This is a genomic window from Teredinibacter sp. KSP-S5-2 (assembly GCF_032773895.1).
GTDB lineage: Bacteria > Pseudomonadota > Gammaproteobacteria > Pseudomonadales > Cellvibrionaceae.
The window spans coordinates 2368454-2380562 of sequence record NZ_CP120416.1 but is presented as its reverse complement, the minus strand read 5'-3'; the positions used below and the strand labels follow the sequence as shown (position 1 = coordinate 2380562).

Annotated in this window: 4 protein-coding genes; all 4 read left to right on the top strand. The window is 49.3% G+C overall.

Annotation, left to right across the window (positions count from 1 at the left end; genetic code table 11):
• Positions 1–485 precede the first annotated feature (485 nt).
• Positions 486–1238 (top strand): PEP-CTERM sorting domain-containing protein, encoded by a 753-nt coding sequence (locus tag P5V12_RS10360; protein ID WP_316957280.1) that lies wholly within the window; start codon positions 486–488, stop codon positions 1236–1238.
• A gap of 78 nt (positions 1239–1316) precedes the next feature.
• Positions 1317–10766, top strand: coding sequence for a putative Ig domain-containing protein (locus P5V12_RS10355; protein ID WP_316957279.1), 9450 nt, complete (start codon positions 1317–1319; stop codon positions 10764–10766).
• Between the two features lie 192 nt (positions 10767–10958).
• Positions 10959–11468 (top strand): hypothetical protein, encoded by a 510-nt coding sequence (locus P5V12_RS10350; RefSeq protein ID WP_316957278.1) that lies wholly within the window; start codon positions 10959–10961, stop codon positions 11466–11468.
• Positions 11469–11522: 54 nt separating this feature from the next.
• On the top strand, positions 11523–11987 hold the full coding sequence (locus tag P5V12_RS10345) for a hypothetical protein (RefSeq protein ID WP_316957277.1): 465 nt from the start codon (positions 11523–11525) through the stop codon (positions 11985–11987).
• The last annotated feature ends 122 nt before the right edge of the window (positions 11988–12109 follow it).

Below are 12109 nucleotides of genomic sequence, written 5' to 3'. Positions count from 1 at the left end.
TAAAAAGTTAAAAATACTTTTTGTAAACGTGTTTTATGTCAGCTTTTTTAACAGCTTTTAGTTTGTGGTTATTTTGAGGTTCGGTACTAAAAACACAAAAATATTTCACAAAACATCCTTTTTTTTTTCCTGTTTCTGTATTCATTGTAAAAAAAAGTCGGTACTATATTTCGCATAAATTATTAGGACGCTACATAAGCTTCATGGAAGAGTAAGCATCATCTTTATTCTTATTTATAGCTTTTATTTTACTAGTTTAATTTTTAATCAGGCGTATTGTTGTATCGCTATTACAAAGCGTAATACGTTTATATATAGGACATTAGTGTTAGTTGTTTTTAATGCTTTGGTTTTGAAGTTGTAATTGGTGAAATAAAAGTTACTGGATTCCTCTAGTTGCCTTTCTCTATTGGTCAAATTCTTTTGATCGATTTCATCGTTACGTTTTTTATTTGCGGCCAGGAGAGTTTTTTCGGGAGATGAATATGCTGCGGTTAGCCTATAAATTAATATTGAGTAGTGCTTTATTATGTCTTTTGTCGACCAATACGTCGGCGCTCGTGGTACAGGAATACAGTGCCTTTCTTAATTCTTCCACCTTGGGTGTAGATTCCTATACGCACAGCGGTGTCGGTGGTTATGGTGCGGACGATTTTATCGGTTCGGGCCTGGACTTAACCTTTACTTCTACGCTGGATGCGAACGGCCTCGGTAGCGCAACCTGGAGTATTACCAATAATACCGGATCCGTACTGGAAGATGTTCGTTTCTTCGTTTTCCTCGATGCAGAAATTGATCAGGCTGTGAATACCTTTTTTAACGAATCCGGCGCATTGGTTTCTGTCGATGGTGCTGGTGCTGCGGATAATCGTGCGGACATGTGGGAAATCGATGAGCCGGGTTATGTTTTCGGTAACATTTACGATAATTTGTTGGCCGGTGCTTTGGATAACACCAACGAGGTGCCCGCCGGTTTGGAAGATGATGTCTCGATGGCACTTGGTTTTGAGATTGGTAATTTAAATGCAGGCGATGCAATTACCGGGGTGTTTGAAACCAGTTTGTTAAATATTGGTGGTTTAAGTCATTCCGACTTCGATTCAAATGTTGATTTTTTCTTTAATGGTTACGTGGATATTTTTCGCAATGTTGACGTGTCTGTTCCAGAGCCTGGCTCTTTAGCGTTATTCATGATCGGCTTTTTAGGTTTGGTGATGTCTCGACGCGTTTCTCGTTAGTCCCCTTCAGGAATGTCAGCGGTGCTGAGTAAAAACGCCGCTGACAAAAAAATACATACACTTAAAAGGAATCTTGTGATGCGATTCATTCGGTCGGTTCGCGCGTTGTTAATGACAACCGTAGTCCCCCTTCTAAGCGCACCATTTGCCCATGCCCAATACAGTCCGGTTTCCGCTGATGTTGTTGTCGTCATCGATGAATCCGGCTCGATGTCGGGTGAGCAGCGTTGGCTTAGCGATGCAATACCTTCTCTTGAAACAAGTTTGAAACAATATGGTATTGGCAGTGAAGCCCAGCCTAACTTATACGGTTTGGTGGGTTTTGGTAATTCTCGTGTTGTCCCCCGCAGTATTAACGTTGGGGATGACCTGCTTGGCAGCGCCAGTGAATTTGTCACGGCATCCAGCAAGCTCGTAGTTAACGGCGGTACGGAAGACGGTTGGCGTGGTATCCAGTACGCGATTGATCAGTATCCTCGACGTAACGGTGCGGTACTAAACGTTATTCTGGCAACCGATGAAGACAGGGATAATACCGATCGCAATATCACATTCCAAAGTGTATTGGATTCGCTAACCGATTCCCGCGCATTATTAAACGCGGTGATAAATGTAAATTTACGCTGTGAAGATGGCACCACCGCATTGGGCATGGACAGTACCGGTGTCGGGTATGTTGAAGATGGACAGGGCGGCTTTACCACTTGTGTTAATCCGCGAGCAATCAATGGTAGCGGTGCAAGTATCAGTCACTATGTCGATATGGCCATGCAAAACGGTGGAGCGGTATGGAGTTTGAACCGCTTGCGTGCCGGTGGCCTGACTGCTCAGTCCTTCACCAAAGCTCTGTTGGCGGTGAAAGTCGACGAAATTCTCAGTCAAAAACCCGTAGGGGATTTGGTAGCCGTTGCACAGGCAACACCAAACCCGGCGGTGGCAGGGCAAACCGTTGCCCTCGATGGGGCCAACTCCTATCACTTGGTTGACGGTCGAGCAATTGTTAACTGGGAGTGGGACTTTGATAACGATGGCGTTTTTGATGCTTCCGGCCCAATTGCTTCCACTTCATTCCCTGAGTTGGGTAAATATCCGGTCGTTCTGCGCGTAACCGATGATGCGGCAACGCCACAAACGGCCAGCACAACGGTGCTTGTGGATGTCAGTACACCCCCTCTGAAACCGACGGCGAATGCTGGTGGACCTTACTCGTTCTGTCCGCAATACACGCCTTGGCAGTTGAATGGTGCGGGTTCCATTAACCCCGATGATGGTCAAAGTGAACCCGGTTTGCCTGGCGATCAGATCGTGAGTTATCAATGGGATCTCAACAATGATTTAGTGTTCGGTGACCTATCTGGCTCAGTGGTGGATGCTTCGGCTCAGCTACAAGCTTTAGGGGTTGGTGATCATCTTATTCGCTTGCGGGTAACCGATAATACCGCGGAATCTTTCCCCAGCAGTGGTCAGTCTGACCTAAGCGATATCGCTGTTACGCAGGTGCGAGTACGCGATGCTGCCGATGCGTTGTGTAACTGTCTGGCCGATTTGGCTGCGCGGCCTAAAATGACCAAAATCCAGTTAACCTGGACAGATTCCGGTGCAGCGAAATACGCGGTATATCGCAGCCTGAATGAAGGTGGTCCATATGAGCGTGTAGCAACGACCGATAGCCGATACTCGACCTATCTGGACCTTGGTTTGGAATTGGATACGCCGTATTTTTACTACGTCGAAGAGCTGTCTTTAAGTGGCCAGCCGGTATGTCGTTCTCGTGAAGTGACGGCAACGCCGACAGCGCGCCGCTTTAACTTGAGCAACCGTGCGCCGAGTTTCACCAGTCAACCCGTCTTAAGCGCGCAAGAAGGTAGTTTGTATACCTATGATGCGGAAGCGACAGACCCGGATGCCCGTGAGCGTTTGGAGTTTGCATTGCAGGTTGCCCCGACAGGTATGACCGTAGATGCAACAACGGGCGTAATCAACTGGACACCAATTAACGCGCAAGTCGGACAGCAAACGGTTATCTTGCGTGTGACAGATAACCAGGGTGCCTTTGCGGAACAGGTGTTCACTGTGACCGTGAGCAATGTTAACCAGGCTCCAGTTATTTCCAGTAGCCCGGTGACCTCTGCGACTGAACTTCAGGCATATAGTTATCAAGTGATAGCGGTCGACCCCGATCTGGGTGACAGCTTGTCCTATCGCTTGAGCACTGCGCCGCAAGGCATGACGATTAATGCTCAAGGTGCGATTAGCTGGACGCCGACTGTTGGTCAGGCGGGCACGCAATCGGTCACCGTGGTGGTTGAGGATGCGGCGGGTCTTAGTGATACGCAAAATTTCTCGATCTCGGTGGAAGAGCGCAACCTCGCGCCAACCATTGATAGCTCCCCAGTTACCCAAGCGGTTGAAAACACCCTGTATCAGTATCAGGTAACCGCCATTGACGGTAATGGCGATGCCTTGACTTATGCCTTGGGACAATTCCCACCAGGCATGACGATTGAGCCATTAACCGGCTTGGTTAGCTGGACGCCAACCACTGAGCAGATTGGTACTCATGACATTATTGTGGTGGTATCTGATACCCGCGGTGGTTCGGGCTCGCAGTCATTCACAGTGACGGTAGCGGAGCAAAATGTTGCCCCGGTATTCACCACCCAAACCCTGGATAACGCGACAGAAGATACCGCCTACCGATTCACCGTACTGGCCAGTGATCCTAATGCTGGTGACGTATTAAGTTTCAGTAAGGTGAATGGCCCGGCCGCACTGCAAATTGACAGTGCAAATGGTGAAATAAGCTGGTTGCCAGTCAACAACAATGTCGGCGATAACTCGGTGACGCTGCGTGTGACTGACGCTGATGGCTTATTTGTCGAGCAGACATTCACCATCAATGTTGCCAACACCAATGATATGCCAGCCATTACCTCCGAGCCGGTTCAAACCGCGCAGCGAGGCCAGCAATACAGTTATCAGGTACTGGTAACCGACCCGGATGTGGGGGATGTGATTAGCTACAGCTTGAACATCGCACCACAGGGCATGTCCATCAGCACTGCGGGTTTAATTACCTGGACACCAACACAAGCTTCAACAAGCCCGAGTGCAGTTGAAGTGGTGGTGAATGACTTGTCCGGCGCTGCGGATCAGCAAAACTTTGCTATCACCATTGCCAATAGCAACCCACAAATAACCAGTACCTCGCCAGCTTCTGTTGGTGAGACACAAACCTATAGTTATCAAGTAGTTGCGTCTGATAGTGATGGCGATGCTTTAACTTATTCTCTGGCCAATGCGCCACAGGGAATGAGCGTTGATAGTGTTTCCGGCATGGTTCAATGGCCAACCGCATTGGGTGACCAGGGTACCTATAGCTTCACAATAAGTGTGAGCGATGGTGTGGGTGGCAGCACTTCTGAAGCTGTAAGCCTGCAAGTAACGCCTCGCGTGAACACTGCGCCGGTAATTCAGAGTTCGCCAGCATTGAGAGTGGTTGAAGACAGCCTCTACAGCTACCAGGTAGTTGCCAATGATGCGGAGAACGATCCGATTAGCTTCTCTCTGTCCAGCGCACCTGCGGGCATGCAAATCAGCCAATCCGGTTCTCTTTCCTGGACACCGAGCCAGGCAGATATTGGTGCTCACCCGGTTGTTATCGAGGTGACCGATGGCCTGTTAACGTCAAACCAATCGTTTACCTTAACGGTTGAGGCGAAGCCAAATCTTGCGCCGACGATTTCCAGCACCCCGCTGAACACAGTCCAGATCGACACACAGTACCAGTATCAGGTTGAGGCATCTGACCCGGAGAGTGACAGCTTAACGTATGCGCTTGCCGTTTCCCCTCAGGGAATGTCGATTTCTGCCACCGGCTTAGTGCAATGGTTGCCGGGTATTGCCGATGTGGGCATTGCCAACGTGGTTGTGCGGGTAACGGATTCAGCCAGTAACTATGTTGAGCAAAGCTTTGGTATTGCTGTTACTGAGCAACCCAATACAGCACCAGAGATCACCAGTACGCCTGCACAGAATGCTCAGGAAAACATTGAGTATCAATATCAGGTAACTGCCACGGACGCTGAAGCGGATGCGTTGACATACAGTCTGGTCTCAGGCCCATCTGGCATGAGTATGACCAACGGTCTATTGGTCTGGTTGCCATCTTTCGAGCAAATTGGCGTACACAGTGTACAAGTGCGCGTGGTTGATAGCCGTTTGGCCAGTGCCACGCAAACTTTCTCAATTGTGGTCAGTGCGCAAGAAAATCAGCTTCCCGTCATTCTTAGCTCGCCGTTAACAACGGTAGTCGAAGGCGAAGCTTATCGTTATGCCGTGCAAGCCGTTGATGGCAATGCAGACCCATTAAGCTATGCGCTAACGCGAGCGCCTGCAGGAATGTCTGTCGATAGTGCTGGTGTCATCACATGGGCTGCCGGTGCACCGGGTAACTACCCAGTGCAAATTCGCGTGTCTGATACGCGAGGCGGTGCTGAAACACAGTCCTATGTACTTTCGGTGACTTCTGCCTCCGGTAATACTGCACCCTTTATCGACTCTTCACCGGTAACCAAGGCTACACCAGGGTTCCCTTACGCGTATGCTGTTAAAGCATCGGATGTGGACGGCGACACTCTGGCATATAGCCTGGTTGAAGGCCCATCCGGGTTAGCCATAAGTGGTGATGGGGTGGTTTCCTGGAAACCATCAGCTACGGGCAATTACGATGTAACCCTCTCAGTCAGTGATGGTCAGGCGGTTAGTAGCCAAAACTACACCATTGCGGTCACCGATCAGCCGACATTTGCCTCACCGTTGGATGTCACCATTGTGGTGTCACCGCAAATCGTTAACCCTGGCCAGCAAGTAACTGTTCAGGTGGTCGCTGAAGGTGGGCGTGGTGATGTTGCGGTTCTTGCAAGTCATCAGGGGCAGCCTTTAACTCTAGTAAATGGTGTTGCAATCCTTGCGGCCAGTGCTGAATCAGGGCGTTTTGAGTTAAGTGCTACCGCTTCAGACAGCCGTGATTCCGTCATCAGCAAAACCTACTACACTGTGAGCAATAGCGCAGACGCAACTGCACCGGAAGCCTTGATCAGTGCACCTGCTACGGATTCAGAAATAGCGAATCGTGTTGCTATTACCGGTACGGCCAATGATGACAACCTTGCGCACTATCGCGTACTCATGCGGTTGAAAGGGCAAAATGGTTATGAAGAGTTAGCCTATGGTTTGACTCCTGTGGTGAATGGCGAGTTAGCCGTTCTTGAGCCGTTGCAATACCCCGCAGGGTTGTATGACCTGATTCTGGAAGTTGTGGATGTTAACGGCGTTTCCAGCTTGGATAACATTACGCTGGATCTGACTGAAGACGTACCTGTCGGCAGCTTCTCCATGACCTTAAGCGATATGAATATCAGTTTGCCCGGCATTCCTGTGGCCGTGAAGCGAACTTACGATTCTCGTTTAAAGGGCCGTTCACTTGATTTTGGCCACGGCTGGGCGGTGGATTACCAAGACCTGAATGTACAAACCAACACGGTGATGGGCAACAACTGGGCAATGTCGAAGTCCGGTGGTTTCATTCCAACCTATTGTGTGGAACCGGCCAGCGCCCATTACGTGAAGATCAAGCTTCCTGGTCGTCGCTCAATGCGCTTTAACGCCACTGCGCAGAATAACTGTCAGACGTTATATCCTCCACGTAACGTGGATCTCGCCTATAACGCAGCGCCGGGAACCGAAGCTTCTCTAGTTTCAGATGGTGCCGTCGCGTTGTTCTACAACGCTGGTCAGTTGCTGGACGGAGATTTTGCACCGTATGAGCCTCGCCGTTACACATTAACCACAAACGATGGTTACGTGTATCGCCTGGATCAAAGCTTTGGTGTGCAATCGGTTAAAGGCCCGAATGGCAACCAGGTGAACTTCGGTTACAACGGTATCACCCATTCAAGCGGTGCGGGCGTGGCCTTCACCCGAGATGGACAGGGCCGTATTACCAAAATTACGGACCCGGCAGGGGACTCTGTTGACTACTTCTATTCCGCAAAAGGCGATTTGGCTGCCGTGCGTGATAGAGAAGGTAGCGTGGTTCAGTACCAGTACAACCGTAACCACGGTTTAACCGATGTGATCGATCCGTCTGGTTTGCCTGCTGCGCGGAATATCTACAACGATGCCGGTCAAATTGTTGAGGTGATCGATAGCGAAGGCAACAGTATTGCATTCGAGCATTCAACAGACAGTAATACGGAAATCGTCCGCGACCAAAATGGTAACCCTACGGTTTATGCTTACGATGACTCCGGTAATGTTACTAGCGAAACCAACGCCATGGGGCATACCCAAAGCTTTGGCTATGACACGGCAGGCAACCGCACCAGTGTTACCAACGCGCTAGGCCACACTACGACATCCTCCTATGATGTCAATGGTAATCAGACCTCGTTGACGGACCCATTGGGGAATACCATCACCCGAGCCTACAGCAGTACGGGCGCGCTAACATCGATGACCGATGCGAATGGCAACACGGTTACCAATACTGTGGATGCCAGCGGCAATGTAACGGAATCATTGGATGCGTTGGGCAATGTGACGGCCAACAGCTTTAATGCTCAGGGGGCGTTGACCTCCACCAAGGATGCATTAGGCAATACCACGACTTACACCATCAATGCGCTCGGTAAAGTCGCGACTACTACCGATGCACTGGGGAACGTCGAAACACTTGGCTACGATGCCAATGGTCGTGAGACCTCAAGCTCCCGTTCACGCACGGATATCGACGGCAACACATACACCGTTGTGAAGCGTAAAGAATACGACCGTAATGGGCGTGTTCTGGCCGAAGTGGATGCTGAGGGTGGTCGTTGGGAAAAAACCTACGATGCATCCGGCCAGGTGGCTACGGAGAAAGACCCGAACGGCAACGAGACCAAGCATTTCTACGACAGCAATGGCAACCGTATTCGCACGGAATATGCGGACGGTACCTCTGAGTCTTGGCAGTACGATATCGTGGGTAACAAAGTGTCCAGCACTAACCGAGCAGGGCACACCACAACACACGAGTACGATGTATTGGGTCGCCTGGTTAAGGAAACCTATGCAGATGGCACCTATGTTGAAAAAACCTATGACGCCCTCGGCAATGTTCTGACCGAAACCGACGAAAACGGCCAGGTACGCAGTTATGAGTATGATGCTGCTGGGCGTAAAACAGCTGAAATTAATGCGCTGTTAGAACGCACAACATTTGCATACGACGGTAACGGCAACCTCATTAGTAAAACCGATCCTTTAGGTCGTGTGACGCGATATGAGTACGATGCGCTGGATCGCAAGTTGGCTACCCGATATGCCGATGGAACCGCTGTCAGTCAAACCCTGGATGCCATAGGCCAGATTCTGAGTGAAACGGATCAGGCCGGGAAAACCACCCAGTTTGAATATGACGTCAGAGGTAAATTGGTAGCGGTCACCGATGCAATCGGTTCGGTAACACGCTTCGAGTATGACGAGGTGGGCAATAAGGTTGCGCAGATCGATGCCGAAGGCCGAATTACTCGTTGGTCATACGACAACGAAGGGCGCGTGCTGACACACACCTTGCCTGGTGGCGGAGTTGAAAGCTTCACCTACGATGCGAATGGCAACCAGCTGAGTCATACCGATTTTGCGGGTCAAACCTCAACTTTTGTTTATGACTCAAATAATAAGCTGATAGAAAAGACGTTGCCGGATGGTTCTGTTGAGCGCTTCACTTACACGCCAACTGGAAATGTGGCCACCACGAGTAATGCAACAGCCACGGTGACCTATACCTATGACCTGCGAGACAGGCCAGTACGGGTAGAGTACTCATCGGGTGCTTACATTGCTTACACCTACGATGCGGCAGGTAATCAGCTCAGTAAAGAAACCAACGCTGGCGCAACAAGCTACGGCTACGATGCGTTAAACCGTTTGGTTACCGTGACTGATGCTAATGCTGGCGTCACTTCATACACCTATGACGCGGTAGGCAATCGATCCAGCGTTACCCACGCCAATGGCACGGTTGCCCGTTATACCTACGACAACCTGGATCGCTTAACCTCATTGGTGAACGAAACCAGCGCAGGTCAAGTGATTTCCAGCTATGCCTATACTCTGGGCCTTGCCGGCAACCGCTTAAAGGTGGTTGAGCATAGTGGGCGTGAAGTTACCTACGCCTATGATGACGTCTACCGTTTGGTCAGTGAATCGGTTAAAGAGCCAGCACAGTTGGCCTCCGTTACTGAATACACCTACGACCGTGTTGGCAACCGGTTAACCAAAGTGGTTGATGGGTTATCGATTGGATACACCTATAGCAGCGATGACCAAATGCTGAGCGAAGGTGTCGTCCAGTACGAGTACGACCTGAACGGTAATCGCGTAGCTAAAATCACACAAGCTGGTCGTGTGGAATACGGCTACGATGGCGCGAACCGTTTGGTGTCCACCACCCAAGGTGGTCAAACCTCGGGTCACGCATACGATGCGATGTCCAATCGAATCCAGTCTAGCGTGGGTGGGCAAACCACTACCTATTTGATCGATCCGACTTTTGAACACGCGAAAGTGGTGGCCGAACTGGGTAGCGGAAATACCGTTATCGCCAGCTACACCTACGGTGATGACTTAGTCAGTCAGGTGAGAAATGCCGTTACACGCTACTATCACTTTGACGGTCAAGGTTCGACTCGGGCATTAACGGATGCAACGCAAACCGTAACCGATACCTACAGTTACGAAGCGTTTGGCAAGCTGACCAACCGCACTGGCTCCAGCGTGAATACCTTCTTGTTCAACGCTGAGCAACTCGATCCGAATACTGGCTTCTACTATTTGCGAGCCAGATTCTATGATGCAGAGACAGGGCGCTTTATTACCCGCGATAGCTTCCCAGGATGGAAGTTCGATCCACCCAGCTTGCATAAATACAACTACACCCATAACGACCCGGTTAACCGGGCAGACCCATCCGGTAAATTTGTAAGCATCGGCTTTATCGGTGGTTTGACTCGCGGTATTAACCTCGCGTTGTCGCGAGTCGGAATCGGGTTTGCTATTTCACGGGCGATGGGTGGGGCTGCACTTCGAGCTTTGGGTATGGTGGTTGAAAATGCCGTGGGTCGAATATTGGCTCGTATTCCCGGCGTTGTCTTGCAACGTGGTGTCACGCTTGTTGGTAACGGCGGTCGCCGAGTTATCGACTTCTGGGCACAAGTGGGCAGTCGTGTGGCACTTATTGAAGTGAAGTATGGCTTGCCGCGAACCACTGGCGCAGCCATGACCCGACTTGTTGGGCAAATGCAAACATCCTTGAGTGCCGGAAATGGTGCGCAGGTTGTACTGTTTACGTTCCGTGCGCCATCAGCGGCACAAATGAACTTGTTACTGACTCAGCTTGGCCCACAGGCTGGCGCAATACAACATGTGTCCGGCTTATGGGGCTTGGTTCAGTGGGCTAGGTTCTTCTTCCTGTTGCCATAAACTTTTATGGCGTTGCGCCAACCTTAGGGGGTGGCGTAAATGAACCATGCAAGAGCACTGAACAAAGGCCGGGGCATCTGGTATGCTTCCGGCCTTTCTTTTTCATTTTTACTCTCGGTTTTCAACTGTTTCTCAGTTTGAAAACCAAACAATCAGGCTACAAACAACGTGTTATCTGGGTGATTTAACATCATGAAAAAAGAATACGGAAAAGCACTAAGAGATTACTTTGTTAAACAAATGGGAGAGAAGTTTTCGGATTTTCAACCCTATGCTGTGAAAACAATTTACTTGGCGCCGGGAGAGAAAGCTTTCTACCGTGAATTATCGAATGGAATATGGCAGTTTGTTATTTTATCGCCAAATGCCCAAGGGCATGAATCCTTCACCATCGAAATGGGGTGGTCGAACCAACAGCGTTTTCCAGAAATTGGTATGCGTCCAAACTATGACCCACGCACAGGAAGTCAACCGAGCGAACAGGAATTAATTCTTCGGTTGCCTCATATTTATGGCGGGGAAGAGTTCTGGGTTATTGAAGACAATGCCAATCCATTTGATTTTCTTGGCGCAGGGTTAAAACGCCAAATGCAAAAAATAACAGCAGAAGAGGCCAGGGCAAAAGTTAACCCACTATTGGACGGAGCGTTGGAAAAACTTTCCGCTGTCGGCTTACCGTATTTAAATGAATATACCCAATAAATAGTTATAGCAATGCGCTCTCGGAATTCACGTTAAACAAAATGGATATTCGTTATGACCTATGAGCAACTCGATGTCATCGCTGATGCGTACACACCCACCTTACTTATAAGCTTTATTCTTTGTGTTACATATATAGCAACTAGAAAAAAAGAACAGCGTATTCATGTTGGAAGGGCGGTTGTGTTTCTGACGGCGCTCCTTATTGCATCCTATGGTTTAATGTTTCTCGATAATGCCATCGGCTTGTGGCCAACATTTGGTTTGGATTACAGCACGCACACCGCGGTATCGCTTTCTTTAATCATTGGCTTGGTCGTATTAATTCAACGAAAAGTAGTTTGGATTATCTTGTCGTTTGTTGCTTATCTGCTGTTGATGCTATATCAGCAATACCACAGCGTAAGCGACATCGTTACCACGTCGGTTTGTATTCTGGTTATTGCATATCTCCTTGAACACTTCCTGTTTCGCTTTCGCGACAGCGCACGTTTTCCTGTTGGATCGATTGATTGGTAAAAGTGTAGTTTTTTTTGTGCCCTATTTCTTAGGGGAATCAAACTCTTCGATTCCTAAAGGAGGTTTGATTGAGTTATGTGTCCGTTATAAGCTTATTTCTTTGAAAAAAAGCCCCAAAAATA